Genomic DNA, 25,197 nt, shown 5'->3' on the forward strand with positions numbered 1-25,197 from the left:
GGCCAGCCGGGCCCGGCTGGCGGGACCGCGAGTCGGCAGCGCGATTGGGACGGGGCGGTGCGGCTGGCACGCGGCAAACGCCGCGCCGGCCTGCCAGGCCCCGCGAAAGGCGCGGTGCGCCAGGCGGTGTGGTCAACGGTAATGCGAGTTGAGCCGCTCTTTGAGCGGATTCGAATTTTATCACGCCGCAGGGGGGCGGCAGAGGACGAGATAGCGGCCAACGCCGCGAAAAGTGCGTGGCGACGGCGGCTGGCGCACGCCGTCACGCGCTTTTCTGGCCGCTTTCAGTTTTTCGTGCCGAACAGGCGGTCGCCGGCGTCGCCGAGACCCGGCACGATGTACGCGTGCTCGTTCAGATGCGAATCGAGCGAGGCGACATACAGCTTGACGTCCGGATGGGCGTCCTGGAACACCTGCACGCCTTCGGGCGCGGCGACCAGCGCGAGAAACAGGATGTTCTCGCCGGCCACGTTGCGGCGCTTGAGCACGTCGACCGCGTGCACGGCGGAATAGCCGGTCGCGACCATCGGGTCGCACAGAATGAACACGCGGTCTTCGAGATCCGGCAGGCGCACCAGGTATTCGACCGGCCGATGGTCCTCGGCGCGATATACACCGATGTGGCCCACCCGCGCCGACGGCACGAGTTCCAGCAGGCCGTCCGACATGCCGATGCCCGCCCGCAGCACCGGCACGATCGCCAGTTTCTTGCCGGCGATCACCGGCGCGTCGATCTCGACGAGCGGCGTGGTCAGGCGGCGCGTGGTCATGGGTAGATTGCGGGTGATTTCATAGCCCATCAGCAGCGTGATTTCACGCAGCAGTTCGCGGAACGTGCGGGTCGAAGTATCCCGGTCGCGCATATGCGACAGCTTGTGCTGGATCAGCGGGTGATCGAGGATGAAGAGATTGGGAAAACGGCTGTCCTGGGTCATGGCGGGTGCGCACGGGGCGGCTAGAGGGATCGGTTCGGCGCGCCGCGCGGCCGGAGTACCGGCTGGCTGGCGGACGCGCCACGGCGCAAGTTTACCGAAAGAGTGCCGCCCGAAGATACCGGAGATTGCACAGGCCCGGCGCAGTCCGGCACCGATTCTTCTAGAATCGGGGAAACTTTGCCGCGAGAGGGCTCCGGATCTGTCGCCGGGGTCGAGGCCGAGGGGAGAGCGCTGGATTCGGTCCGCGGTTTCTCGAGAATGCGGTCCCAGCCCTGTCGCCTTGCGCCAGGGCTCCGAGGAACGGCAAAAACTTGCGGCAACCGGCGTCTCGCACGCGGCACAACTTCACGAGGAGTACACACATGGACATGGGAATCGCAGGACGCACCGCGCTGGTCTGCGCGGCCAGCAAGGGCCTGGGGCGCGGCTGCGCGGAAGCGCTCGCCGCCGAAGGTGTCAATCTGACGATCGTCGCGCGCACCGCCGAGACGCTGGAGGCGACCGCGGCGGAGATTCGCAAGCAAAGCGGCGTGGAAGTGAAGACGGTGGCCTGCGACATCACCACGCCGGAAGGCCGCGCCGCGGCGCTCGCCGTTTGTCCGCAGCCGGACATTCTGGTCAACAACGCGGGCGGCCCGCCGCCGGGCGACTTCCGCGACTTCACGCATGAAGACTGGATCCGCGCGCTCGAGAGCAACATGCTCACGCCGATCGAGCTGATTCGCGCGACCATCGACTCGATGAGCGCGAACGGTTACGGGCGCATCGTCAATATCACGAGTTCGGCGGTGAAGGCGCCGATCGACGTGCTCGGGTTGTCCAACGGCGCGCGCTCGGGGCTGACCGGCTTCGTCGCGGGACTCGCGCGCAAGGTCGCGCCCACCGGCGTGACCATCAACAATCTGCTGCCGGGGCTGTTCGACACCGACCGCATCGGCGTCACCTTCGCGGCGCAAGCCAAGGCGCAAAACATTTCCGTCGACGAAGCCCGCAAGCAGCGCACGAAGACGATCCCCGCCGGCCGTTTCGGCACCCGTGAGGAATTCGGCGCCGCCTGCGCGTTCCTGTGCAGCGTGCATGCCGGCTATATCACCGGACAGAACTTGCTGATCGACGGCGGCACGTATCCCGGCACGTTCTGAACGGCACGTCCTAAAGCATCACCACAACAACGACAATCACAACGGTTTCAGGAGTCTTACGTCATGACCACCCGCATCGCGCTGATCGCGCACGATCACAAAAAGGACGACATCGTCAAACTGGCGGGCGAATACGTCGACACGCTCAGGCGCTGCGACATCGTGGCGACCGGCACGACCGGCGGCCGGATTGCCGACGCGCACGGCCTCACGGTCGAGCGGATGTTGTCCGGCCCGCACGGCGGCGATCTGCAGATCGGCGCGCAGCTCGCGGAAGGGCGCGTGGACATGGTGATCTTCCTGCGCGACCCGATGACGCCGCAGCCGCACGAGCCGGACATCAACGCGCTGGTTCGCGCATGCGACGTGCACAACATTCCGTGCGCGACCAACATTTCGACGGCGCGCATGGTGCTCGACTCGCTGACCTTGCGACTCACGCAACAGGTTTGAGCGTTCGCTCCGGCCACGCCTGAATCAAAACCAACCTCAAGGAGACGTGATGACCAAAGCAATCCGATTCGATAAAACCGGCGGTCCCGAAGTGATGAAGTGGGTCGACGTCGAAGTCGGTGAGCCGGGCGCGGGCGAGATCCGCGTCAGGCAGACGGCGGTCGGGCTGAACTATATCGACGTGTACTTCCGCACCGGTCTTTATCCGTTGCCGTTGCCCGGCGGCCTCGGCATGGAAGCGGCCGGCGAAGTGACGGCGCTCGGCCCGGGCGTGACCGGTCTGAAGGTGGGCGACCGCATCGCGTACGTGGGACGTCCGCCCGGCGCGTATGCGCAGGAGCGCGTGCTGCAGGCGGCACTGGTCGTGAAAGTACCCGACGCGTTGAGCGACGAGCAGGCCGCCTCGGTGATGCTGCAAGGCCTGACCGCGCAATATCTGCTGCGCCGCACGTATCCCGTGAAAGCCGGCGACACGATCCTGATCCAGGCCGCGGCGGGCGGCGTCGGTCTGCTGGTGTGCCAGTGGGCGAAGGCGCTCGGTGCGACGGTGATCGGCACGGTCGGCTCGGATGAGAAAGCGGAGATCGCCACGGCGCACGGTTGCGATCACGCGATCGTCTACACGCGCGAGAACTTCACCAAACGCGTGCGCGAGATCACCAACGGCGCGGGCGTGCCGGTGGTGTACGACTCGATCGGTAAAGACACGTTTACGGGCTCGCTCGATTGCCTCGCGCCGCTCGGCCTGTTCGTGAGCTTCGGCAACGCGTCGGGGCCGTTGCCGCCGATCGACTCGTCGGAATTCGCGGGACGTGGTTCGCTGTTCTTCACGCGGCCGACGCTCTTTACCTACATCGCCAAACGCAGCGACTACGAGGCGGCGTCCACCGAGTTGTTCGACGTGCTGGTGTCGGGCAAGGTCAAGACGAGCATCAATCAGCGATACGCTTTGTCGGACGTCGGCCAAGCGCATGCGGATCTCGAAGGGCGCCGCACAACGGGCTCCACGGTGCTTCTGCCGTAACGCACGACGGCGACCCGAGCGCGCCAGTGGCGGTCGTATAAAAACGAACGCACATCGACGAACGTGCCCGAGCCGTAGCCAAACCGGCGCCGCCCGCCGCAAAGCCAGACACAGCCAACCGAAGGCCGTTCCATCGCAGGATGGAACGGCCTTGTCCGTTTACGCGATTTTTATACGCGTCACGCCATCTTTGACCAGGCCTTTACGCGGATCGGCATAACGTTGCGGCTATCCAAAGTCCGTGTAATGGAGAACAAAAATGGATGTGCTGTATGTCGGGGGGCTGGTGCTGTTTGCCGCGCTGACCTTCGCATTGATTGCCGGCTGCGAGAAGTTGATGCAGTTCCGTCGTGGGCAGGGAGCGCGCTCATGAACTGGATTCTGTGGTTATCGGGCGCGGCCACCGCGCTGCTGTTCGCCTATCTGGTCTATGCGCTGTTGCGCGCGGAGGACATTGAATGAACTCGAACAATGTCCTGCAAGCGGGCCTCTTCATCGTCGTGCTGCTGGCAGCCGCGGTGCCGATGGCCCGCTATCTCAGCGCCGTGATGGACGGCAGCTCGCGCGTGGTCCGCTTCGGCGGTCCCGTCGAACGTCTGCTGTATCGCATCGCGGGCGTCGATGCGTCGAAGGAGATGAGCTGGAAGCACTACGCGATCGCCACGATCGCGTTCAACGTGCTCGGCGTGGCGTTCCTGTACGTGCTGTTGCGCGTGCAAGGCTGGCTGCCGGGCAACCCGCAGCAGTTCGGCCCGATGACGGTCGACGGCGCATTCAACACCGCGGTCAGTTTCGTGACCAACACGAACTGGCAAGACTATTCGCCTGAGCAAACCGTCGGCTATCTGACGCAGATGCTCGGCCTCACCGTGCAGAACTTCTTCTCGGCCGCCACCGGCATCGTGGTGGTGATCGCGTTGATTCGCGGCTTTGCGCGTCACACCGCGCAAACCATCGGCAACTTCTGGGTCGACCTCACGCGCGTGACGCTCTACGTCTTGCTGCCGATGTCGGCGATCGTCGCGGCGCTGTTGATGAGCCAGGGCGTGGTGCAGAACTTCAAGGCCTATCAGGACGTGCCGACGCTGCAAACCACGACGTACGCCGCGCCCAAGCTCGACGCGCAAGGCAACCCGGTGAAAGACGCCAAGGGCAATCCGGTGACGGTCGATACGCCCGTGAAGACGCAGACCCTCGCCATGGGCCCGGTCGCGTCGCAGGAAGCGATCAAGATGCTCGGTACCAACGGCGGCGGCTTCTTTAACGGCAACTCGGCGCATCCGTATGAAAACCCGACACCGTTCTCGAACTTCCTGCAGTTGCTCTCGATCCTGATCATCCCCGCGGCGCTGGCGCTGGTGTTCGGCCGCATGATCGCGGACCGCAAGCAGGGCGTGGCCGTGCTCGCCGCCATGACGATCGCGTTTGCCGTCTGCGTGTTCGGCGAGATTAGCGCCGAGCAGGTCGGCAATCCGGCCATCGCCGCCTTGCATGTCGACCAGTCGGCCAATGCGCTGCAGTCGGGCGGCAATGCGGAAGGCAAGGAAACGCGCTTCGGCATCGCGCAGTCGGGCATCTTCACGGTCGCGACTACCGCGGCATCGTGCGGCGCGGTCGCCAACACGCACGACTCGCTGACGCCGATCGGCGGCCTCTATCCGATGCTGCTGATGCAACTCGGTGAAGTGATCTTCGGCGGCGTGGGTTCCGGCATGTACGGCATGCTCGTGTTCGCGATGCTGGCCGTGTTCGTCGCGGGCCTGATGATCGGCCGCACGCCGGAATACGTCGGCAAGAAGATCGAAGCGTACGAGATGAAGATGGTGTCGATCGTCGTGCTGCTCACGCCGCTGCTGGTGCTGGTCGGCACGTCGATCGCGGTGTTGAGCGACGCGGGCAAGGCGGGTATCGCCAACCCCGGCGCGCACGGTTTCTCCGAAATCCTCTACGCGTTCAGCTCGGCCGCCAATAACAACGGCAGCGCGTTCGCGGGCCTCACCGTGAGCACGCCGTTCTACAACTGGCTCACCGCGATCGCGATGTGGTTCGGCCGCTTCGGCACGATCATTCCGGTGCTCGCGATTGCCGGTTCGCTCGCCGCGAAAAAGCGCATCGGTGTGACGGGCGGCACGTTGCCCACGCATGGACCGCTGTTCGTCGTGCTGTTGCTCGGCACGGTGCTGCTGGTCGGCGCGCTGACTTATGTGCCCGCGCTCGCGCTCGGTCCTGGTGTCGAACATCTGATCATGATGGGCGCCCATTGAGGCGGCCCTTGCGATCCAACGACTGAACAGGCGCAAACGGGAAATTCGAGGATTCAATGACTGAACATAATGCAACCCGGTCCATGTTCGACCCAGCGCTGCTGCGCCCGGCGATCGTGGACTCCTTCAAGAAGCTGACGCCGCGCACGCAGTTCCGCAATCCGGTGATGTTCTGCGTGTACGTGGGCAGCATTCTCACGACCATTCTCTGGATCGCCGCGCTCGGCGGCCAGGCCGAGGCGCCCGCGGGCTTCATTCTCGCGGTCACCTTGTGGCTGTGGTTCACGGTGCTGTTCGCCAACTTCGCGGAAGCGCTCGCCGAAGGCCGTTCGAAGGCCCAGGCGGCTTCGCTGCGCAGCGCGAAGAAAGACGTGATGGCCAAGAAGTTGAACGAGCCGCATCCGAAGTCGCCGATCCGCATCCTGACGGCTTCCGATCTGCGCAAGGGCGACGTCGTGCTGGTCGAAACCGGCGACGTGATTCCTGCCGACGGCGAAGTGATCGACGGTGTCGCGTCGGTCGACGAATCGGCGATCACGGGCGAGTCCGCGCCGGTGATCCGCGAGTCGGGCGGCGACTTTTCGTCGGTGACGGGCGGCACGCGCGTGCTGTCGGACTGGATCGTGGTGCGCGTCACCGCGAATCCGGGCGAAGCGTTCCTCGACCGTATGATCGCGATGGTCGAAGGCGCGAAGCGTCAGAAAACGCCGAATGAAATCGCTTTGACGATTCTGCTGGTCGCGCTGACGATCGTGATGCTGTTGGCAACGGCCACGCTGTTGCCGTTCTCGATGTTCTCGGTCGAAGCCGCGAAAGCGGGCCACGTGGTGACGATTACCGCGCTGGTCGCTCTGTTGGTGTGTCTGATCCCGACGACCATCGGCGGCTTGTTGTCGGCGATCGGCGTGGCCGGCATGAGCCGCATGATGCAGGCGAACGTGATCGCTACTTCGGGCCGCGCCGTGGAAGCCGCCGGCGACGTCGATGTGCTGTTGCTCGACAAGACCGGCACCATCACGCTCGGCAATCGCCAGGCATCGCAGTTCGTGCCGGCGCCGGGTTTGACGGAAGAAGCGCTCGCGGATGCCGCGCAACTGTCGTCGCTCGCCGATGAAACGCCGGAAGGCCGCAGCATTGTCGTGCTGGCGAAGCAGCGCTTCAACATTCGTCAACGCGACATGGCCTCGTTGCATGCCACGTTCCTTGCGTTCACTGCGCAAACGCGCATGAGCGGCGTCGATCTGCCGGGCCGCGAAATTCGCAAGGGCGCGGCCGACGCGGTGAAGAACTACGTCGAAGCCAACGGCGGCCGTTTCCCGAATGAAGTGAGCAACGCCGTGGCCGAAGTCGCGCGGCGCGGCAGCACGCCGCTGGTGGTAGCCGAGAAAGGCGAGCAGGGCGCGCGCGTGCTCGGCGTGATCGAGTTGAAGGACGTGGTGAAGGGCGGCATCAAGGAACGTTTCGCCGAGCTGCGCAAGATGGGCATCAAGACCATCATGGTGACGGGCGACAACCGCCTGACCGCCGCCGCGATTGCAGCCGAAGCGGGCGTCGACGATTTCCTCGCCGAAGCCACGCCGGAAGCGAAGCTCGCCACGATCCGCGCGCACCAGGCCGAAGGCCGCCTCGTGGCGATGACCGGCGACGGCACCAACGACGCCCCGGCGCTCGCGCAGGCGGATGTGGCGGTGGCGATGAACACCGGCACGCAGGCCGCGAAGGAAGCGGGCAACATGGTCGACCTCGATTCGAATCCGACCAAGCTGATCGAGATCGTCGAGATCGGCAAGCAGATGCTGATGACGCGCGGTTCGCTCACCACGTTCTCGATTGCCAACGACGTCGCCAAGTACTTCGCGATCATTCCGGCCGCGTTCGCGACGACCTATCCGGCGCTGAACGCGCTGAACGTGATGCATCTGGCCACGCCGGCCTCGGCCATCATGTCGGCGGTGATTTTCAACGCGCTGATCATCGTGCTGCTGATTCCGCTGGCGCTCAAGGGCGTGCGTTATCGCGCGCTGGGCGCGGCGATTCTGCTGCGCCGCAATCTGCTGATCTACGGTTTGGGCGGGATCATCGTGCCGTTCATCGGCATCAAGCTGATCGATATGGTGCTGGCCGCGTTCGGTTGGGTCTAAGCGCTAGCGCGCCAGTTCACAAGGAATCATTCATCATGAAAAATCTGTTCCGTCCGTTGATCGTGATCTTCGCGGTGCTCACCGCCCTGACCGGACTTGCTTATCCTGCCGTGATGACCGCCGTCGGTCAGGCGGCCTTCGGCGATCAGGCCAACGGCAGCATGCTCGAACAGAACGGCAAGGTGGTCGGCTCGAAGCTGATCGGCCAGCAGTTCGATGCGCCGCAATACTTCTGGGGCCGCCTGTCGGCCACCAGCCCGATGCCGTACAACGCGCAGGGTTCGAGCGGTTCGAATCTCGGCCCGACCAACCCCGCGTTGCTCGACGAAATCAAAGGCCGTCTCGACGCGCTGAAAGCGGCCGGCACGGATATGTCGAAGCCGGTGCCGGTCGATCTGGTGACGTCGTCGGGCAGCGGTCTCGATCCGGAGATCAGCCCGGCCGCAGCGGCCTATCAGATCGAGCGCGTCGCTAACGCACGCAAGCTCGCAGCGAACGACGTGCAGGCGCTGGTGGATCGTTATACGAGCGGCCGTCAGTTCGGCATTCTCGGTGAGCCGCGCGTGAACGTGCTGCAACTGAACCTGGCGCTGGACGAGATGAAGCACGGTTGATCGACGAAACGCAGTAGCGCTTCGCTTCACAAAGGCGGCGTCCGCGCGACTCCGCCTTTGCCTTTTGACGGCGCGACGCAATATACGTCACAGTGCCGTCATTTGCGGCCGGCCCGCCGCCGTGCCACCATGCACACACCGAAGCTCGCCCAACGATGAAAACCATTGAGCATGAACCGCCCCGATCCCGATGAGTTGCTCGACAAGCTGCAACGCGACGAAGAAAAACGTCAGCGAGGCAGGCTGAAGATTTTTTTCGGCGCGTCGGCGGGCGTCGGCAAAACTTATGCGATGTTGCAGGCCGCGCGCCGCCGTCACGACGAAGGCGCGGACGTGGTGGTCGGCATCGCCGAAACGCATGGCCGCACCGAAACCGCGGCGCTGCTCGACGGTCTCGACGTGCTGCCGCTCGCGCATATCGAGTACCGCGGCCGCAAGCTCGGCGAATTCGATCTCGACGCCGCGCTGGCCCGCAAGCCGGCACTGATTCTCGTCGACGAACTCGCGCATTCGAACGTGCAGGGCGCGCGCCATCTGAAGCGCTGGCAGGACGTCTACGAACTGCTCGACGCGGGCATCGACGTCTATACCACGGTCAACGTCCAGCACCTCGAAAGTCTGAACGACGTGGTCGGCCAGATCACCGGCATTCGCGTCTGGGAGACGGTGCCCGACCGCGTGTTCGATCGCGCCGACGAAGTCACGCTGGTCGACCTGCCCGCCGAGGAACTGCTCGACCGCATGCGCGACGGCAAGGTGTACATGCCGCAGCAGGCCGAGCGCGCGGTGCGCAACTTCTTTCGCAAAGGCAATCTGATCGCGCTGCGCGAACTGGCGCTGCGCCGCACCGCGGATCGCGTCGATGCGCAAATGCGTGAATATCGCGCCGACCGTTCGATCCAGCGCATCTGGCAGGCGCGCGAGCGCTTGCTGGTGTGCGTCGGCCCCGGTCCGGAAGCACCGATGCTGGTGCGCGCGGCGGCGCGCCTCGCCGCCAGCCTGAAAGCCGACTGGATCGCCGTCTATGTGGAGACGCCGGCGTTGCAGCGTCTGCCCGACGCGCGTCGCGAACGCACGCTGAACGCGTTGAAGCTCGCCGCGGAACTCGGCGCCGAAACCGCCACGCTGGCGGCCGCCGACGCGGCCGTCGCGCTGATCGGCTATGCGCAGGCGCGCAACGTGTCGAAGCTGGTAGCCGGCGCGTCGGCACGCACGGGCGTGAAGCGCTGGCTGCGCCGGCCGCTCGGCGACCGGATCGCCGAGAAGGCGGGCGATCTCGATCTCACGCTGATTCGCGCGTCGTCCGAGCGCGACGGCGGCGAGCATCGGCATCTGTTGAACACCACCGCGAACGCATGGCGCGAGGCGCTGAGCGCGGCGCGTGAACGCCGCTCGCCGCCGCGCGCCTACGGCTTCGCGCTCTTGATCTGCGCGGCCATCACGCTGCTGGCGAGCCAGTTGATCGACCATATCGATCTGGCCAATCTCGTCATGCTGTATCTGCTCGGCGTGATCTTCGCCGCGGTGAAGCTGGGGCGCGGGCCCGGCGTGGTGCTGTCGTTCATGAGCGTGGCCGCGTTCGATTTCTTCTTCGTGCCGCCGCGCATGTCGCTGTCGGTCTCCGATACGCAATACCTGCTGACCTTCCTCGGCATGCTGCTGACGTCGCTGGTGATCAGCCATCTCACGTCGAGCCTGCGCCGCGAGGCGAGCGTCGCGCGGCGTCGCGAACAGCGCACCGGCGCGATGTACGCGATGGCGCGCGAACTGGCCGCGGCGCTGACCACGGAACAGATCGTCGAAATCGGCAGCCGGCATGTGAGCGAGGTGTTCGGCGCGCGCGTCGCGATTCTGTTGCCGGACAGTGCCGATCAGGTGAAGCAGAAGATCGAGGATCCCGACGCGGCGATCACGCTCGAAGGCGAGCTGCTCGACAGCGACGTCGGCCAATGGGTCTACGACCAGCAGAAGCCGGCCGGCCACGGCACTGACACGCTGCCCGCCGCCGCCGCGCTCTACCTGCCGCTCAAGGCGCCGATGCGCACGCGCGGCGTGCTCGCAGTGGTGATGCGCGACGAGGGCGAGCTCGACGTGCCCGAGCAGCAGCGCATGCTCGACGCGTTCGCCGCGCAGATCGCGCTCGCGCTGGAACGGGTGCATTACGTCGACATCGCGCGCGATGCGCTCGTCAACATGGAGTCGGAGCGCTTGCGCAACTCGTTGTTGTCGGCGATCTCGCACGATCTGCGCACGCCGTTGACGACCATCGTCGGCTTCTCGTCGATGCTCGCGCAAGCGCCCCAGGCGCAGCCCAACAGCGAGCTGGTCGAAGCGATTCACGAAGAAGCGCTGCGCATGACCGGCATCGTCACGAATCTGCTCGACATGGCGCGTCTGCAGGCGGGCAGTCTGCAGCTGAACCAGCAATGGACGCTCCTCGAAGAGACGGTGGGCGCCGCGCTGCGGGCGTGCAAACGCGTGCTGGCGAATCATCCGGTGCAAGTGAAACTGCCCGCCGATCTGCCGCTCCTGCACCTCGACGCCGTGCTGATGGAACGCCTCTTCTCCAACCTGTTCGAGAACGCCGCCAAATACACCGCGCCGGCCACGCCGCTGACGATCGGCGCGCAGCGGCTCGACGCGGACGGGAAGTCGTTCGTGCGCGTGAGCGTCGACGATACCGGCCCGGGTCTGCCCGCCGGCATGGAAGCGCGCGTGTTCGAGAAATTCACGCGCGGCGAGAAGGAGTCGGCCAAGCCGGGTATTGGTCTCGGGCTCGCGATCTGCCGCGCGATCGTGGAAGCGCACGGCGGTACAATCGGCGCGCTCAATCGCGTGTCCGCGGACAGCCGTGTCGAAGGCGCGCGCTTCTGGTTCACGCTGCCGGTGGAAACGCCGCCCGACGCACCCGATGCACTGGAAAACGAAGGCGCCGACTCCTTGACCCACGCCGACACCGACCCCGGCGGCGATTCAACTCTTAACCCGCTTTCCAAGCCTAGCCATGAGTGACCCGAGCATCACCGTCGTCCTGATCGAAGATGAAAAGCAGATTCGCCGCTTTGTGCGAACGGCGCTGGAAGGCGAGGGCATCGTCGTGCACGACGCCGAAACCGGCAAGCAGGGTCTCGTCGAAGCCGCGACGCGCAAGCCCGATCTGGTGATCGTCGATCTCGGCCTGCCTGACACCGACGGTCTCGACGTGATCCGCGAACTGCGCGGCTGGAGCGAATTGCCGGTGATCGTGCTGTCGGCGCGCACCCAGGAGAGCGAAAAAGTCGCCGCGCTCGATGCCGGCGCGGACGACTACCTCACCAAGCCGTTCGGCGTATCCGAGTTGCTGGCGCGGATTCGCGCGCATATGCGGCGGCGCAATCAGGGCGGCGCCAACGAAACGCCGCAGGTGCGCTTCGGCACGGTAACCGTCGATCTGGCCCTGCGGCAGGTGAGCCGAGACGGCGCGGTCGTCCATCTGACGCCGATCGAATACCGGCTGCTCGCGACGCTGGTGCGCCATGCCGGCCGCGTGCTGACGCACCGCCAGTTGCTGCGCGAGGTGTGGGGGCCGTCGCATGTGGAGAGCCATCACTATTTGCGGATCTATATGGCGCATCTGCGCGGCAAGCTGGAGCGCGACCCGGCGCAACCGGAGCACATCATCACGGAAACGGGTGTCGGATACCGGCTGGTAGGCGCGGTTTGAGCCTGTGTGGGCAATTTGCCGCGGCCGGACGCGTGTCCCGGCAATGAACGGCTGGCAGTCGCCTCAGGGCAGTTTTGGTATAATTACAGTTCGTAAGGACGACCTTGCGGTTTCACAAACGGGGACGGCCCCATCTGACCATGGAGCTGTCTCATGTCCTGGATTCTTCTGTTGATCGCCGGTTTGCTCGAAGTTGCGTGGGCGGCCGGTCTCAAAACCTCCGACGGTTTCACCCGCCTCTGGCCGTCCGTGTTCACGATCGTGACGGCGCTCGGCAGCTTCGTGCTGCTTGCCATGGCCATGCGTCAGTTGCCGCTCGGCACGGCGTACGCGGTATGGACGGGAATCGGCGCGGTCGGCGCGTTCATCTTCGGAATCGTGATGATGGGCGAGGCGTTGACCGTCGCGCGAGTCGCCAGCGCGGCGCTGATCGTGATCGGATTGATCGGCCTGAAGCTGTCTTCCGGGCATTGAGCCCCGCATTTCAACGCGTTGCCGGGCGTCTTGTCCCAATCTGCGCGCGCCCGGCTCGCGCCTCCATTCAAGCCGCCCATTTGTTCGCCGCTCTGCGTTCTGCGAATTAACGTGGCTATAATGAGATCGAATCCAACCTGAAATTGTCCGCGGCCCATTTGGCGCGACCGGCTTGGCGCGGGTCTGACGACTTCGATGCGCGGCCTCATTCGTGGCCCGTCGAAGCGCCCGGCACGCACAGCGCGCCTGGAGGCGGCCATGCTTGAATCACTTTCGCTCGCGGCGGGCCTCTCATGGGGCAGCGGCCTGCGCCTCTACCTGACGGTCCTGCTGGCCGGCGTGTTCGCCCGGCTCGGCCTTGTCCATCTTCCCGATACGCTGTCCGCGCTGTCCTCGCCGTGGGTCATCGGCGTGGCGGGTGTGCTGACCGTCACCGAATTTCTCGCCGACAAGATCCCCGCGTTCGATTCGCTGTGGGACGCGGTCCATACCTTCATCCGTATTCCGGCTGGCGCCGTGCTGGCCGCCGGCGCGCTCGGCCATGCCGATCCGGCGCTGCTGACAGTGGCCGCGCTCGCGGGCGGCACGCTGGCGGGCACCGCGCACCTTGCTAAAGCAGGCACGCGCGCGTTGATCAATCTGTCGCCGGAACCGGTGTCGAACGTGGTGACCTCGACCGCTGAAGACGGACTCGTGTTCGGCGGCATGCTGCTCGCGCTGTTCGTGCCGCTGGTGTTTCTGGTCCTGATGATCGGTTTCCTGATGCTGGCCGGCTGGGCGTTGCCGCGGCTCTGGCGTGGGGTGCAGGGTGGTTTTCGCGGCATGGCGACGCACATGGTGTCGCGCTTCGCCAGGAGCAGGCACGATTGAGCGATACGGTACGGGGTTCCACGGCGCGCAGGGCTTTACCGACGACGACGCGCCGGTTCGGCGGCATGGATCTGGTGCGCCAGTCCATTCGCATGACATCGCGCGACTGGCGCGCCGGCGAGCTGACGATGCTGCTGCTGGCGCTGGTGCTGGCCGTGGCGGCGCTGTCGAGTGTCGGCTTTCTGGCTGACCGTCTGCATCAGGGGCTCGAGCGCGACGCGCGGCGCATGATCGCCGCCGACTTCATCGTGCGGGCCGATCATCCGGTCGATCCGCAATTCGCCGGGCAAGCCAAGGCGCTCGGCCTGAATACCGCCAGCACGGCGATCTTTCCCAGCATGATCAATTCGACCGGTGCGCAGCCGGTCTCGCGGCTTGCCGCTATCAAGGCGGTGTCGCCGGGTTATCCGTTGCGCGGCGCGTTGCGGATTGCGTCGGCTCCGGGCGCGGCGGATCATCCGGCGCAGTCGATTCCGCCGCCGGGCGTCGTGTGGGTCGATCAGGCGCTGCTCGATGCGTTGAAGGTGCATGTGGGCGATAGCGTGAAAGTCGGCGGTCGCAACTTCACGATCGGCGCTGTGATCACGCGCGAACTCGATCGCGGTTTCTCGTTCGTGAATTTCTCGCCGCGCCTGATGCTGCGCGCCGACGACGTGCCGTCCACCGGCCTCGTCACCTACGGCAGCCGCGTGACGTACCGCTTGCTGGTCGCGGGCACGGACGAGTCGGTGGCGCGCTTCGCGCAGTTCGCGCATGAGCGTGTGGACGGCGGCAAGATGCGCGGCGTCGCGCTCGAATCGCTGCAGGACGGCCAGCCGCAAGTGCGTCAGACGCTCGATCGCGCGAGCCACTTCCTCACGCTCGTCTCGCTGCTCACCGCGTTGCTGGCGGCCGTGGCGATTGCGATGGCCGCGCATCGGTATATGCGCCGGCATCTGGACGGCTGCGCGGCGATGCGTTGCCTCGGCGTCAGTCAAACGACTTTGCGGGCGCTGTTCACGCTCGAATTCGTCGGGCTCGGTTTGATCGGCGGCGCGCTTGGCGTGGCGCTCGGTTTTCTGGGGCATCTGGCGTTGCTCACGTGGCTCGGCAGTCTGATCGACGTCGCGCTCCCATATCCGACGGCATGGCCGGCACTCGAAGGCATCGCGGCCGGTCTCGTGCTGCTGCTGGGCTTCGCGTTGCCGCCGCTGTTGCCGCTCACGCGCGTGCCGCCGGTGCGCGTGCTGCGCCGCGAATGGGGCGAAGCGGGGCGCACGGCGTGGGCGGCTTACGCGCTCGGCATCGCGCTGTTCGCCGCGCTGCTGATCATCGCGGCGGGCGAGTTGAAGCTCGGCGGAATCGTCGCGGGCGGCTTCGCGGGCGGGATGCTGGTGTTCGCGTGCATCGCGCGGCTGGCGCTGTGGGGCGCGGCGCGCGTCGTGCGCAGCGAGCGCGTAAATGCGAGCATCGGCTGGCGTTATGCGCTGGCGTCGCTCGAACGGCGCAGCAGCGCGAGCGCGCTGCAGATCACCGCGCTCGGCATCGGCCTCATGTGCCTGTTGCTGATCGCAATGACGCGCAACGACCTCGTGGCCGGCTGGCGCAAATCGACGCCGCCCGATGCGCCGAACGAATTCATCATCGACATCCAGCCCGACCAGCGCGACGCCGTCACGCAGTATCTGAACACGCACGGCGTGCCCGGCACGGTGCTCGCGCCGATGGTGCGCGGCCGGCTGACGGCGATCAACGGCAAGCCGGTCAACCCCGATTCATTCAAGAGCGACGACGCCAGGCGTCTCGTGGATCGCGAATTCAATCTGTCGTACACGACCGAGCTGCCCGACGACAACCGCCTCGCGGCCGGCACCTGGTATGGCGACACGAAAACGCCGCAGATTTCGATCGAGCAGGGACTCGCCAAGCTGATCGACGTGAAGCCCGGCGACATGCTGCGTTTCGACGTGACCGGCTTGCAGATCGACGCGCCTGTCACGAGTGTGCGCAAGCTCGACTGGGGTTCGTTCAAGGTCAACTTTTTCGTGCTGATGCCGCCCGCCGCGCTGCAGGATTTCCCGGCGACGTTCATCACGAGTTTCCATTTGCCGCAGGAAAAACAGTCGACTATCGACGGCCTGATCGCCGCCTATCCGAACCTCACGGCCATCGACACTGGTCCGATTCTCGCGCAGGTGCAACGCGTGTTGCAGCAGGTGATCGGCGCGGTGCAGTTCCTGTTCGCGTTCACGCTCGCGGCGGGCGTGCTCGTGCTGTACGCGGCGCTCGCCGGCACGCGCGATGAGCGTATGCGAGAATCCGCGCTGCTGCGCGCGCTGGGCGCATCGCATCGTCAGGTGCGGGCTGTGCAGATCGCTGAGTTCGTCGCGGTGGGCGCGCTGGCGGGCTTGATGGCGGCGGCCGGCGCGCAGGCCATCGGCTACGTGCTGGCGACGCGCGTGTTCGAGTTCTATCTGAGTTTCAATCCCTGGCTGTTGCCGGCGGGCATTGCCGCCGGCATCGCGTGTGCCGGCGTGGGCGGCTGGCTGAGCCTGCGGCATGTGCTGGCGCGGCCCGCGTTGCAATCGCTGCGGGACGCGTGATTTTTCTTATCGGTTGGTGAGTGGGTATGAGTGATCTGAACGACGAAGTGTCCGCGGCGCAGCCGACGGCCTTCGAACTGGTGGGCGGCGAAGCGCGTGTGCGCGAACTGGTCGACCGCTTTTACGACCTGATGGATCTCGAAGCGGACTTCGCTGGAATCCGCGCGTTGCATCCCGAATCGCTCGAAGGTTCGCGCGACAAGTTCTTCTGGTTCCTGTGCGGCTGGTTAGGTGGACCCGATCACTACATCAGCCGCTTTGGGCATCCGCGTTTGCGCGCGCGGCATCTGCCGTTCGCGATCGCGTCGAGCGAGCGCGATCAGTGGCTCAGGTGCATGGCGTGGGCGATGGAAGATGTCGGTCTCGATGAGCCGCTGAGGGAGCGCCTGCTCGGCTCGTTTTTCGAAACGGCTGACTGGATGCGCAACCGGAATGGCTAACGGGTTGGACTCGGGCCAGCTTTCCGCTGAGTACGCTAATTTGCCTCAGGAAGCACGCGAAGTTCTCGACTGCTGGTTCGGCCTACCCGGCGCGCCGGAGTACGACACCGAGCGCAAAATCTGGTTTTCACGCAATGCCGACTACGACGCGATGCTGCGCGAACGCTTCGGTGCGCTGATCGACGCGGCACGCGAATCCATGCTCGATAGCTGGACGCAAACACCGCTCGGCGCACTGGCGCTCGTCATCGTGCTGGATCAGTTCTCGCGCAATTGTCATCGCAATACAGCGCGTGCGTTCGCAGCTGACCAGAAAGCCTGGCGCATCGCGCAGCAGATGATTGCGAGCGGGGCTGACCGCTTGTTGCCTACCGCGCATCATCGTGCGTTCGCTTATCTGCCGTTCGAGCACGACGAAACACTCGAGAGCCAGCACGAATCGCTGCGTCTGTTCACCCAGTTGAAAGCGGAGCCGGGCGGCAAATCGTATTACCGCTCCGCGGTGCGGCACGCGGAAATCATCGAGCGTTTCGGGCGCTTTCCGCATCGCAATGCGCCGCTCGGGCGCACTTCGACGGCTGACGAAATCGCCTTTCTGCGCACACCCGGATCATCGTTTTAGGCGCGCGACGCCCGTACTATGCGTCGATCAGCGCTTTGGCGGCCCTCGGCGTAAGCACGTAAATCACGCCAGTTCGTTCGCGTCACCCGCGAAAGGCAAAGCGGCCGTTCGTGCATGCATGCGGCGCGTTATAACGGGAGAAGCGGGAAGCGAGCGGGCGCCTAGCGTCCGCCGGACACGTCGAGCAGCGCGCCCGTCACATACGAGGCGGCATCGCTCAACAACCACACGATGGTCTCGGCCACTTCGTCAGCCGTGCCGGGGCGGCCCAGCGGCGTGGTCGCGCCGAGTTGCGCGGCGCGCTCGGGCTTGCCGCCGCTCGCGTGGATCTCGGTGTCGATCAAGCCAGGGCGCACCGCGTTCACGCGCACGCCTCGCGGGCCGAGTTCCCTTGCGAGGCCGAGCGTCATCGTATCGACGGCGCCTTTCGAGCCGGCGTAGTCGACGTATTCGTTCGGTGAACCAAGACGCGAAGCCGCCGACGACACGTTGACGATCACGCCGCCCGCGCCGCCGCGATCGGTCGACATGCGCCGCGCGGCTTCGCGCGCGCACAGATACGCGCCCAGCACGTTGACGTCGAACATGCGCTTCAGGCGCGCGAGGTCCATGTCGGCAAGCTGGCTGGACGGCGCGACGATGCCGGCGTTATTGACGAGTGCATCGATCCGGCCGAACTTCTGCTGAAGCGCGTCGAACATTGCGAGCACGTCGGCTTCATTCGCGACGTCGCCCGCAATCGTCAACGCGCGGCCGCCGGCGCGCTCCACCTCAGCGGCGGTGTCCTGCGCGGCAGCGAGATTGCGCGCGTAATTCACGCCGACGGACCAGCCGTGCGCACCCAGCAAACGCGCGGTCGCGCGGCCAATGCCGCGGCTGCCACCGGTGATCAGAACGGCTTTCGTCATCGCAACCTCGAGGTTCGGGAAAAGTCAGACCGCGTCGCGCTTGATCGCCCACTTGTCGGCGACGGGCGGCTGGTAGCGTTGCAGCTTGCCGATCAAGCCGACAGGATCGGCGTCGATCTGCAGGATGTCGAAATAGGTCTGTCGCATGAAGCCTTCTTCGACGGTGTGTTGCAACAGGTTGACCAACGGATCGTAGAAGCCGTCGATATTCAGCAGCGCCACCGCTTTCTGGTGGTAGCCGAGTTGCGCCCACGTGTAGACCTCGAACAGTTCTTCGAGCGTGCCCGCGCCGCCCGGCATCGCGACAAACGCGTCGGACAGGTCGGCCATCATCTTCTTGCGATGATGCATGTCGGGCACCACATGCAGTTCAGTCAGGCCGTTATGGCCGACTTCCTTGTTGACCAGCAACTCGGGAATCACGCCGATCGCGCGGCCGCCTTCGGCCATCACCGTGTCGGCGATCACGCCCATCAAGCCGACCTTGCCGCCGCCGTACACCAGCGCAAGATCCGCTTGCACCAGCGCGCGGCCGAAGGCGCGCGCCGCTTCCGCATACAACGGTTTGGCTCCGTTGGAAGAGCCGCAATACACACACACCGACTTCATGCTCAAACGTCCTTCGGTTCGTTGCGGGGCGCGGCGCCTTCCTTGGGCGGCAGGTAGTCGTAAAACTCGCGCTTGGGCAGCTTGCCCGACACGAGGTCGTCGAAAATCTGCCGTGAGCGGCCGCGCAGATAAGGCGCCATCAGCGACACGATCTGCACGCTCACCTGATGCAGCTCCGCGCGAATCGCTTCCTGCTCGTTGTATTTGCGCGGGTTCATCACGAACTGATACGAGAGCCAGTACGTGCCGATCACGCCGACGTTGGTGGCGATTACATGCAGTTCTTCCGGCGTGACGACCATTTCGCCGTCGGCCACGAGCTGTTCGCAGAACTGACTCGCAAAACGCACCTTGTGGCTGATGATCTGCTTGAAGTGCGTTTCGAGCGTGCGATTGCGCGCCAGCAGATCGTTCAGATCACGATACAGGAAACGATAACGCCAGGTGAAATCGACCATGTATTGCAGATACGACCACATTTCGTCGATGGTCGCGCGATGGTCGTCGGGGAAACGCAGACGTTTTTCGATCTCCTGCTCGAACTGGCTGAAGATGCTGTTGATGATGTCGTCTTTGTTGCGGAAGTGGTAGTACAGGTTGCCTGGACTGATTTCCATTTCCTCGGCGATCGTCGTCGTCGTGACGTTCGGCTCGCCGATTTCGTTGAACAGCTTCAACGACAGCTCGAGAATCCGTTCGCGCGTGCGGCGGGGAGGTTTGGCTTCCATGTCGTCCGGCCCTGGTTACGCCGGGCTGGGGCACACGGCGGCGTGCCGCTCTTTGCGTGATCCGCCCGGACGCGGTTGGTGTATCGGACGATTATAAACCGAGCGTTCTTATATCAAGCGGATAGTCAGGGTTTTCATTGCTCGCGACGATTTCGCGCGTCGATCGAATGCGCTTGTACGGCGCTCGGCGTGCCTTCATAGCCATGCCTCGATCCAATGCACGACAAGCGGCCCGACGATCAGCAGCCACGTCATCAGGCACATGCCGAGCGCGACCATCACGGCCGCGCTGCCGAGATCTTTCGCGCGGCGCGAGAGTTCGTGGCGTTCGAGCGAAATCCGGTCGATGGCCGCTTCCACGCTCGAATTCAGCAGCTCGACTATCAGCACGAGCAGTACGGAGCCGAGCAGCAGCACGCGCGAAACGGGATCGACGGGCACCAGCACGCCGCAGGGAATCAGGATCGCGGCGAGCGTGAGTTCCTGGCGAAACGCACTTTCCTCGCGAATCGCCACGCGAAATCCCGCGAGCGAATTTTTCATCGCGTGCCAGGCGCGCGTGAGACCGCGATTGCCTTTGTAGGGATTGAAAGGCAGCGTCGCGAGCGGATCGTCGGGACTGAGGGGTTCGTTCTGCGTCTCGTGTTGCGTGCCGTTCGCATTGCTCGCGCCGTTCGCGCCGTTCAAACCATGCACGCGATCTGCATGATTCGGCGTGCCTGGTTCGCTCACGTCGTCGAACGGTTCGATGCTCGCGGTGTGGTTGTCGTTGTCGGTTTCGACGGCACGCAGCGCGCCGTTCGGCGCGCGCCCCACGGTAGATGGTCTGGTTCGCATGGACGGCTCGGCACGCCGCATCACGCGGCGGCGCTTTCCTCGCGATACGAGGCGCGCGGCAGCGGCTTCAGATGCGCCGCGAATTGTTCGGAGGCCGCCGCCCACGAGAAGCGTTCGGCCCACGCACGCGCATGATTGCGATCGATCTTCAAGGCTTCGAGACAGGCTTCGCGCAGATCTTCATGCATCGCGCCCGCGCCGCCGTCGCCGAGCACATCGATCGGGCCGGTGACCGGATACGCCGCGACCGGTGTGCCGCAGGCGAGCGCTTCGAGCAGCACGAGCCCGAATGTATCGGTGCGGCTCGGGAACACGAAGACATCCGCCGCCGCATAGACCTTCGCCAACTCGGCCTGCGTCAGCACACCCAGGTAATTCGCTTGCGGATAGCGCGACTTCAGTTCGGCGAGTGCCGGACCTTCGCCTGCGACCCACTTCGAACCGGGCAGATCGAGCTTCAGAAACGCCTCGACGTTTTTCTCGACTGCGACGCGTCCCACGTACAGAAAGATTGGCCGCGCGCTGTTAAGCACCTTCGAGTCCATCTGGTGAAAGATGTCCAGGTCGACGCCGCGCGTCCACAGCACGACGTTGGTAAAGCCGAATTTTTCGAGGTCGCTCTTGACGACCGGCGTGGGCGCCATCACAGCCAGCGACGGCTTGTGAAACCAGTGCAGGAACTTGTAGGTCGCGGCGAGCGGAATGCCGAAACGCGCCTGCACGTACTCCGGAAAACGCGTGTGATACGCGGTGGTGAACGGCAGTTTGTGCTGGATCGCGTAGGCGCGCGCGGCCATGCCGAGCGGACCTTCGGTGGCGATGTGCAAGGCGTCGGGCGAGAACGCGTCGATACGTTCGCGCAGTTTGCGGCGCGGCAGCAGCGAGAGGCGGATCTCCGGATAGGTCGGGCAAGGGATCGTTTTGAATTCGAGCGGCGTCAGCAGATCGACGTGATGGCCGAGCGCGCTGAGTTCGCGCGTGGTGTTTTTCAGCGTGCGCACGACGCCATTGACCTGCGGTTCCCATGCGTCGGTGACGATCATGATCTTCATCGGTTTCGGCCCAATAGAGGAGTTGACAAGCAGGGACTACGCGGTTGCCCGGGCCTTTTGCACGCCCACTTCCGGGGAGCGCATCACGGTCCAGTAGATCACTTTGAGTTCGCCTTCGTACGTCTCGACGAGCGCCGACAGGCTTTCGACCCAGTCGCCGTCGTTGCAATACAGGACGCCGTCGATATCGCGTATCTCGGCTTTATGGATGTGCCCGCACACCACGCCGTCGCAGCCGCGGCGGCGCGCTTCGTCGGTCATCACGCGTTCGAACGAGGAGATGAAATTGACCGCGTTCTTCACCTGGTGCTTCAGGTACTGCGACAGCGACCAGTACGGAAAACCGAGCCGGCTGCGGATCCGGTTGAACCAGCGGTTCAGGATCAGGATCATCGTGTAGAGCGTGTCGCCGAGATAGGCGAGCCACTTGGCGTGCTGGATCACGCCGTCGAACAGATCGCCATGCACGATCCACAGGCGCTTGCCGGCGAGCGTGGTGTGAAACGCCTCGCCGCGCACGTGGATGTCGCCGAACGCGAGGTCGCAGAACTGGCGCGCGGCTTCGTCGTGATTGCCGGGCACGTAGATCACCTGCGTGCCTTTGCGCGCCTTGCGCAGCACCTTCTGCACGACGTCGTTGTGCGCCTGCGGCCAGTACCAGCCTTTCTTCAACTGCCAGCCGTCGATGATGTCGCCCACCAGGTACAGATACTCCGACTCGTTGTGACGCAGGAAGTCGAGCAGATAGGGCGCCTGGCAGCCGCTCGAGCCGAGATGGATGTCGGACAGCCAGATGGTGCGATAGCGATGCGGCTCGGAGTGATCTTCATCGTGCTGGCCGGTGTGGGCGTCGAGCGGCAGTGGCGCCACGGGCAACGGCAAGCCGTGACTGAGGTTGGGTTCCGGGCGGAACGCGACGGGGTCGACGCTCGGGCCGGTCTGGCGGAACAGGGAAGTCGCGGACGTTTTGGGGTCCATGGCTCACGCGTCGAGTTGCGGTGCCTGTATTGGGCCAAGTGTGCGTGACTGTGCCGTGACAGTCATGAGAAGTTCTTATTACTGGGAAGATCTGGCGGGCGTGAAGGGCAGAGCTCGGAATGCTGATGGCCCGCGACAGGCATCACTCGCGCGGATTGGTGGCGGACCGACGGTAGGGTGAAGTAACTGAGAGGTCAGCTAAGCCGCGGCTCGCGTGAGGCGCGTCGTGTGGTAGCGGCCCGACAGCAGCGCGACATAATCAGGCGGTTAGTGCGGCGGCGTCTGGCGAGTCTCGCGCGAGGCGATGGCGACTCGGCAGGAGGGCGAAATAAACGACCGGCTGACCCGCGACAGCTCAGCGCGAAACGCTGATAACCCGTGTGCCGGCGAGGCGATCGTGCAGGAATTGGCGCTGCGAATCGAAACGGCCGGTAGCCGCCCACAGCACGAACCAGATGCCGGCGATCACCAGCGTCTGCGGCAGCTTGAGCCCGAGCAGCGGATGCAGCGCAAGCGGTGGCAAAAACCACAGCCACGCAAGCACGTAGCGGACGATCGCGCGGCCGGTTGAGAGCGGCGCACCGTCGGCGGCGACCACGCGCAGACGCCAGGTTTTCATCGGCAAGGTCTGGCCGCTGTGGGTCCAGAACCAGACAAAGTACACGCCGACCACGAGGCCGATCCACGTCGCCAGCAGATTGTGATGCGTCAGGCCGTTGCGCTGTTGCGTCAGCGTGCTGAACAGATAGCCGGCGATGAACACCACGCCGAACAGGATCAGCGCTTCGTAGAGCAGCGCCGCGAGGCGCCGCCGGACGGTGGGTGTGTTGCCGTTGTTGCTATCGGCAGCGATGGTCTGGGTCGCGAGCGGCTGGGACACGGCTGCGGCGCTTGGCTCAGGAGCCATTGAAGATCGACGGCGCTTCGGCCGGCGAAACCGGCAGCGGCGTAGCGGGCACAAAGCTGCCGGCGGCGGGAATCGGCGGCGTGACGACTGGGCTCGGCAACGAAGCCGCAGCGGCGGCGCTGGCCGCAGCCACACCGCTTGCGCCGTGCTCGCGCGCATTGACGAGGCGATCGAGCCCCTTGATTTCGCTGCGTCCCGACGGCGGCGCGCTGACTACGCTGGGCCGGCGCTTGCGTTCGCTGGCGGCGAGCCGTTCCTTCTGCTCTTCGGGCAACTGCTGATAGGCCTTCCACGCGTTTTGACGGGCTTCGCGCGGCAATTCCTTCGATACCTGATAGTTTTCACGCGCGACGCGCCGCTGGTCGGGCGTCATGCGGGTCCATTCAGTCATCCGGTCATGCAAGCGTTTTTGCGCATCGGCCGACATCTTCGGGTAACGCGACGCGATCTTGATCCATTTTCGCTTGCGTTCCTCGCTAAAGGAATCCCATTGGGCTTCGAACGGCGCGAGCGCGAGATGCTCCGCGGAGGTCAGCCGTGACCACGCCATCGGGCTGTTGCTGCCGGGCAGGCTGGGGAGTTCAACGGCGAGCGTCGGCGCGGGCGCCTTGGCGGTCACGTTACCGGCCGCGGCAGGCGCGCTGACGGGCGACGGGCTCGGATGAAAGCGCGGATAAGTCGCGGCAAACGACACCAAGGCCGCGATCGTGCATCCGAAAACAACGGCCAGGCCGCGCTTGTAACTCACCCGAAGAATCTCCCGCTCAGTGGGCGCGTGAAAGATACGCGTTGAAACCGTGGTCGAGATAGGCATTGAGCGGCAGGTCGTCGCTTAGCATGGCGGCATCGATATCGGCGAGTTCGGCGGTGCGTTGCTGGTCTTCCCAGTAGGCAATGCCCACAAGGCTGATGACCAGCGCGGCCAGCGGCCACGCCAGCGCGAAGCGGCGCAGCGGCGAACGGCGGCGCTGCGGCAGTTCGACCGGCGGCATGCCGGCTGCCATGCCCGCGCCGGCGAAGGCCGGCACGAACACTGGCGCGCTCACGGTTTCGGGCTTCTTGCGGGCGAGCGCGGCACGGCGCGCCGCGGCGAGTCGATCGACGGTGGCGGACGGAATGCTGGCGGCGTTTTCGTCGAGCGCGCGGCGCACCTGGCGGGCGAACTCGAGTTCTTTAGTTTCTAGGGAGCTCATAGCGTGATTCCTTTGGCCTTGAGCGCTTGCGCCAGCGTATGGGTGGCCCGCGAGCAGTGCGTTTTCACACTGCCTTCGGAGCAGCCCATAGCGGCGGCAGTCTCGGCGACATCCATATCTTCCCAATAACGCATGAGAAACGCCTCCCGTTGACGTGCCGGTAACTTTTGGATCTCGTCGTCGATTAACTGCAGGACCTGTTCGCGTTCGAGCTTCTGTTCGTTGCTCTCGGAGCCCGCCGAGCCCTGCTGGGCCTCGAAGGTTTCGAGCGGGTCGAAATCTTCGTCGTCGGCGCTGCCGAGCGACGAGAAGAGGCTGACCCAAGTATTACGCACTTTGGCACGACGGAAATAGTCGTGCATCGCATTCTGCAGAATACGCTGAAACAGCAGCGGAAGTTCGGCCGCCGGACGGTCGCCGTATTTTTCGGCGAGCTTGATCATCGCGTCCTGCACGATATCCAGCGAGGCGTCGTCGTCCCGCACGGCGTAGACCGTCTGCTTGAATGCGCGCCTTTCGACGCCCGCCAGAAAATCGGCGAGTTCCTTGTCTGATGCCATCCGTTGGGGGTCGGCGCAGCGAGCGTGCGCGTAATCGGTCGAAAAATGTCGTAAAACTCGCGGATGCTAACAAACTTTTGCGCCGCTGGGGCGAAACGTGATGCACCTTGCATCTCTATAACAAGGTTTCGGTCGCTTTTGGCTAGTCAGCGAGATTGGGC

At 64.9% G+C, this 25,197-nt stretch carries 26 protein-coding genes; 15 read left to right on the forward strand and 11 right to left on the reverse strand.

The features are described from left to right. Nucleotides 1-284 precede the first annotated feature (284 nt). Nucleotides 285-935: a uracil phosphoribosyltransferase gene (upp, locus tag PQR54_RS32435; RefSeq protein ID WP_011487457.1), complete on the reverse strand. Its 651-nt coding sequence runs from the start codon at nucleotides 933-935 to the stop codon at nucleotides 285-287. A gap of 362 nt (nucleotides 936-1,297) precedes the next feature. Here upp and PQR54_RS32440 point away from each other — a divergent pair, with 362 nt between their 5' ends. From PQR54_RS32440 to PQR54_RS32510, 15 genes are all read left to right on the forward strand, one after another. Beyond that, nucleotides 1,298-2,077 (forward strand): SDR family oxidoreductase, encoded by a 780-nt coding sequence (locus tag PQR54_RS32440; protein ID WP_408252909.1) that lies wholly within the window; start codon nucleotides 1,298-1,300, stop codon nucleotides 2,075-2,077. Nucleotides 2,078-2,140: 63 nt separating this feature from the next. Next, the gene (locus tag PQR54_RS32445; RefSeq protein ID WP_012432339.1) at nucleotides 2,141-2,530 is read left to right on the forward strand and encodes a methylglyoxal synthase; all 390 of its coding nucleotides are present in this window, start codon (nucleotides 2,141-2,143) and stop codon (nucleotides 2,528-2,530) included. Nucleotides 2,531-2,579: 49 nt separating this feature from the next. Then, nucleotides 2,580-3,554 (forward strand): quinone oxidoreductase family protein, encoded by a 975-nt coding sequence (locus tag PQR54_RS32450; RefSeq protein ID WP_408252911.1) that lies wholly within the window; start codon nucleotides 2,580-2,582, stop codon nucleotides 3,552-3,554. 259 nt (nucleotides 3,555-3,813) lie between these two features. Continuing rightward, complete coding sequence (locus tag PQR54_RS32455) at nucleotides 3,814-3,927, forward strand: hypothetical protein (protein ID WP_007175652.1); 114 nt, start codon at nucleotides 3,814-3,816, stop codon at nucleotides 3,925-3,927. After that, on the forward strand, nucleotides 3,924-4,016 hold the full coding sequence (gene kdpF / locus PQR54_RS32460; RefSeq protein ID WP_007583461.1) for a K(+)-transporting ATPase subunit F: 93 nt from the start codon (nucleotides 3,924-3,926) through the stop codon (nucleotides 4,014-4,016). The genes PQR54_RS32455 and kdpF overlap by 4 nt, the downstream gene beginning before the upstream one ends. Continuing rightward, nucleotides 4,013-5,818 (forward strand): potassium-transporting ATPase subunit KdpA, encoded by a 1,806-nt coding sequence (kdpA, locus tag PQR54_RS32465; RefSeq protein WP_408252914.1) that lies wholly within the window; start codon nucleotides 4,013-4,015, stop codon nucleotides 5,816-5,818. The genes kdpF and kdpA overlap by 4 nt, the downstream gene beginning before the upstream one ends. A 56-nt stretch (nucleotides 5,819-5,874) precedes the next feature. After that, nucleotides 5,875-7,959, forward strand: coding sequence for a potassium-transporting ATPase subunit KdpB (gene kdpB / locus PQR54_RS32470; RefSeq protein WP_408252916.1), 2,085 nt, complete (start codon nucleotides 5,875-5,877; stop codon nucleotides 7,957-7,959). Between the two features lie 35 nt (nucleotides 7,960-7,994). Then, nucleotides 7,995-8,573, forward strand: a complete 579-nt coding sequence (gene kdpC / locus PQR54_RS32475) for a potassium-transporting ATPase subunit KdpC (RefSeq protein WP_408252918.1) — start codon at nucleotides 7,995-7,997, stop codon at nucleotides 8,571-8,573. Between the two features lie 171 nt (nucleotides 8,574-8,744). Continuing rightward, a complete protein-coding gene (locus tag PQR54_RS32480) occupies nucleotides 8,745-11,585 on the forward strand; it encodes a DUF4118 domain-containing protein (RefSeq protein WP_408252920.1) in 2,841 nt (946 codons plus the stop codon). Beyond that, nucleotides 11,578-12,276, forward strand: a complete 699-nt coding sequence (gene kdpE / locus PQR54_RS32485) for a two-component system response regulator KdpE (protein ID WP_408252922.1) — start codon at nucleotides 11,578-11,580, stop codon at nucleotides 12,274-12,276. The genes PQR54_RS32480 and kdpE overlap by 8 nt, the downstream gene beginning before the upstream one ends. 153 nt (nucleotides 12,277-12,429) lie before the next feature. After that, nucleotides 12,430-12,750, forward strand: a complete 321-nt coding sequence (sugE, locus tag PQR54_RS32490; RefSeq protein ID WP_093639567.1) for a quaternary ammonium compound efflux SMR transporter SugE — start codon at nucleotides 12,430-12,432, stop codon at nucleotides 12,748-12,750. Between the two features lie 258 nt (nucleotides 12,751-13,008). Next, complete coding sequence (locus PQR54_RS32495) at nucleotides 13,009-13,620, forward strand: DUF4126 domain-containing protein (RefSeq protein ID WP_012432348.1); 612 nt, start codon at nucleotides 13,009-13,011, stop codon at nucleotides 13,618-13,620. Beyond that, entirely contained in the window at nucleotides 13,617-16,202 is a 2,586-nt protein-coding gene (locus tag PQR54_RS32500; RefSeq protein WP_408252925.1) for an ABC transporter permease, read from the forward strand. The genes PQR54_RS32495 and PQR54_RS32500 overlap by 4 nt, the downstream gene beginning before the upstream one ends. A gap of 26 nt (nucleotides 16,203-16,228) precedes the next feature. After that, nucleotides 16,229-16,642 (forward strand): group II truncated hemoglobin, encoded by a 414-nt coding sequence (locus PQR54_RS32505; RefSeq protein WP_408252927.1) that lies wholly within the window; start codon nucleotides 16,229-16,231, stop codon nucleotides 16,640-16,642. Next, entirely contained in the window at nucleotides 16,635-17,264 is a 630-nt protein-coding gene (locus PQR54_RS32510) for a DUF924 family protein (protein WP_408252929.1), read from the forward strand. The genes PQR54_RS32505 and PQR54_RS32510 overlap by 8 nt, the downstream gene beginning before the upstream one ends. A 161-nt stretch (nucleotides 17,265-17,425) precedes the next feature. Here PQR54_RS32510 and PQR54_RS32515 read toward each other — a convergent pair whose 3' ends face one another. The 10 genes from PQR54_RS32515 to PQR54_RS32560 form a co-directional block, all read right to left on the reverse strand. Next, nucleotides 17,426-18,172: an SDR family oxidoreductase gene (locus tag PQR54_RS32515; protein ID WP_408252931.1), complete on the reverse strand. Its 747-nt coding sequence runs from the start codon at nucleotides 18,170-18,172 to the stop codon at nucleotides 17,426-17,428. Nucleotides 18,173-18,196: 24 nt separating this feature from the next. Next, on the reverse strand, nucleotides 18,197-18,781 hold the full coding sequence (locus tag PQR54_RS32520) for an LOG family protein (protein ID WP_408252933.1): 585 nt from the start codon (nucleotides 18,779-18,781) through the stop codon (nucleotides 18,197-18,199). A gap of 2 nt (nucleotides 18,782-18,783) precedes the next feature. Then, nucleotides 18,784-19,509, reverse strand: coding sequence for a TetR/AcrR family transcriptional regulator (locus PQR54_RS32525; protein ID WP_012432354.1), 726 nt, complete (start codon nucleotides 19,507-19,509; stop codon nucleotides 18,784-18,786). A gap of 195 nt (nucleotides 19,510-19,704) precedes the next feature. Further along, nucleotides 19,705-20,346, reverse strand: a complete 642-nt coding sequence (locus PQR54_RS32530; RefSeq protein ID WP_408252935.1) for a diacylglycerol kinase — start codon at nucleotides 20,344-20,346, stop codon at nucleotides 19,705-19,707. Nucleotides 20,347-20,366: 20 nt separating this feature from the next. After that, on the reverse strand, nucleotides 20,367-21,398 hold the full coding sequence (locus tag PQR54_RS32535) for a glycosyltransferase family 4 protein (protein ID WP_106306728.1): 1,032 nt from the start codon (nucleotides 21,396-21,398) through the stop codon (nucleotides 20,367-20,369). Nucleotides 21,399-21,434: 36 nt separating this feature from the next. Continuing rightward, entirely contained in the window at nucleotides 21,435-22,376 is a 942-nt protein-coding gene (locus tag PQR54_RS32540; RefSeq protein ID WP_408252937.1) for a UDP-2,3-diacylglucosamine diphosphatase, read from the reverse strand. 355 nt (nucleotides 22,377-22,731) lie between these two features. Then, nucleotides 22,732-23,256 (reverse strand): RDD family protein, encoded by a 525-nt coding sequence (locus PQR54_RS32545; RefSeq protein ID WP_408252939.1) that lies wholly within the window; start codon nucleotides 23,254-23,256, stop codon nucleotides 22,732-22,734. Between the two features lie 16 nt (nucleotides 23,257-23,272). Continuing rightward, complete coding sequence (locus tag PQR54_RS32550) at nucleotides 23,273-24,031, reverse strand: DUF3106 domain-containing protein (protein WP_408252941.1); 759 nt, start codon at nucleotides 24,029-24,031, stop codon at nucleotides 23,273-23,275. Nucleotides 24,032-24,047: 16 nt separating this feature from the next. Beyond that, nucleotides 24,048-24,476, reverse strand: coding sequence for a DUF3619 family protein (locus PQR54_RS32555; protein WP_012432360.1), 429 nt, complete (start codon nucleotides 24,474-24,476; stop codon nucleotides 24,048-24,050). Continuing rightward, nucleotides 24,473-25,036 carry an RNA polymerase sigma factor gene (locus tag PQR54_RS32560; RefSeq protein WP_408252943.1) on the reverse strand — a complete coding sequence of 188 codons (564 nt, stop codon included), beginning with the start codon at nucleotides 25,034-25,036 and terminating at the stop codon, nucleotides 24,473-24,475. Before PQR54_RS32560 ends, PQR54_RS32555 begins: the two co-directional genes overlap by 4 nt. Between the last annotated feature and the right edge of the window lie 161 nt (nucleotides 25,037-25,197).

Origin of the sequence: Paraburkholderia phytofirmans, assembly GCF_046028095.1 — a bacterium.
Taxonomy (GTDB): Bacteria; Pseudomonadota; Gammaproteobacteria; order Burkholderiales; family Burkholderiaceae; genus Paraburkholderia; species Paraburkholderia phytofirmans_A.

Bases quoted from the DNA above. Each gene is read 5' to 3' on its own strand.
- upp (WP_011487457.1), bottom strand. From the start codon at position 935: ATGACCCAGGACAGCCGTTTTCCCAATCTCTTCATCCTCGATCACCCG.
- PQR54_RS32440 (WP_408252909.1), top strand. From the start codon at position 1,298: ATGGACATGGGAATCGCAGGACGCACCGCGCTGGTCTGCGCGGCCAGC.
- PQR54_RS32445 (WP_012432339.1), top strand. From the start codon at position 2,141: ATGACCACCCGCATCGCGCTGATCGCGCACGATCACAAAAAGGACGAC.
- PQR54_RS32450 (WP_408252911.1), top strand. From the start codon at position 2,580: ATGACCAAAGCAATCCGATTCGATAAAACCGGCGGTCCCGAAGTGATG.
- PQR54_RS32455 (WP_007175652.1), top strand. From the start codon at position 3,814: ATGGATGTGCTGTATGTCGGGGGGCTGGTGCTGTTTGCCGCGCTGACC.
- kdpF (WP_007583461.1), top strand. From the start codon at position 3,924: ATGAACTGGATTCTGTGGTTATCGGGCGCGGCCACCGCGCTGCTGTTC.
- kdpA (WP_408252914.1), top strand. From the start codon at position 4,013: ATGAACTCGAACAATGTCCTGCAAGCGGGCCTCTTCATCGTCGTGCTG.
- kdpB (WP_408252916.1), top strand. From the start codon at position 5,875: ATGACTGAACATAATGCAACCCGGTCCATGTTCGACCCAGCGCTGCTG.
- kdpC (WP_408252918.1), top strand. From the start codon at position 7,995: ATGAAAAATCTGTTCCGTCCGTTGATCGTGATCTTCGCGGTGCTCACC.
- PQR54_RS32480 (WP_408252920.1), top strand. From the start codon at position 8,745: ATGAACCGCCCCGATCCCGATGAGTTGCTCGACAAGCTGCAACGCGAC.
- kdpE (WP_408252922.1), top strand. From the start codon at position 11,578: ATGAGTGACCCGAGCATCACCGTCGTCCTGATCGAAGATGAAAAGCAG.
- sugE (WP_093639567.1), top strand. From the start codon at position 12,430: ATGTCCTGGATTCTTCTGTTGATCGCCGGTTTGCTCGAAGTTGCGTGG.
- PQR54_RS32495 (WP_012432348.1), top strand. From the start codon at position 13,009: ATGCTTGAATCACTTTCGCTCGCGGCGGGCCTCTCATGGGGCAGCGGC.
- PQR54_RS32505 (WP_408252927.1), top strand. From the start codon at position 16,229: ATGAGTGATCTGAACGACGAAGTGTCCGCGGCGCAGCCGACGGCCTTC.
- PQR54_RS32510 (WP_408252929.1), top strand. From the start codon at position 16,635: ATGGCTAACGGGTTGGACTCGGGCCAGCTTTCCGCTGAGTACGCTAAT.
- PQR54_RS32515 (WP_408252931.1), bottom strand. From the start codon at position 18,172: ATGACGAAAGCCGTTCTGATCACCGGTGGCAGCCGCGGCATTGGCCGC.
- PQR54_RS32520 (WP_408252933.1), bottom strand. From the start codon at position 18,781: ATGAAGTCGGTGTGTGTGTATTGCGGCTCTTCCAACGGAGCCAAACCG.
- PQR54_RS32525 (WP_012432354.1), bottom strand. From the start codon at position 19,509: ATGGAAGCCAAACCTCCCCGCCGCACGCGCGAACGGATTCTCGAGCTG.
- PQR54_RS32530 (WP_408252935.1), bottom strand. From the start codon at position 20,346: ATGCGAACCAGACCATCTACCGTGGGGCGCGCGCCGAACGGCGCGCTG.
- PQR54_RS32535 (WP_106306728.1), bottom strand. From the start codon at position 21,398: ATGAAGATCATGATCGTCACCGACGCATGGGAACCGCAGGTCAATGGC.
- PQR54_RS32540 (WP_408252937.1), bottom strand. From the start codon at position 22,376: ATGGACCCCAAAACGTCCGCGACTTCCCTGTTCCGCCAGACCGGCCCG.
- PQR54_RS32555 (WP_012432360.1), bottom strand. From the start codon at position 24,476: ATGAGCTCCCTAGAAACTAAAGAACTCGAGTTCGCCCGCCAGGTGCGC.
- PQR54_RS32560 (WP_408252943.1), bottom strand. From the start codon at position 25,036: ATGGCATCAGACAAGGAACTCGCCGATTTTCTGGCGGGCGTCGAAAGG.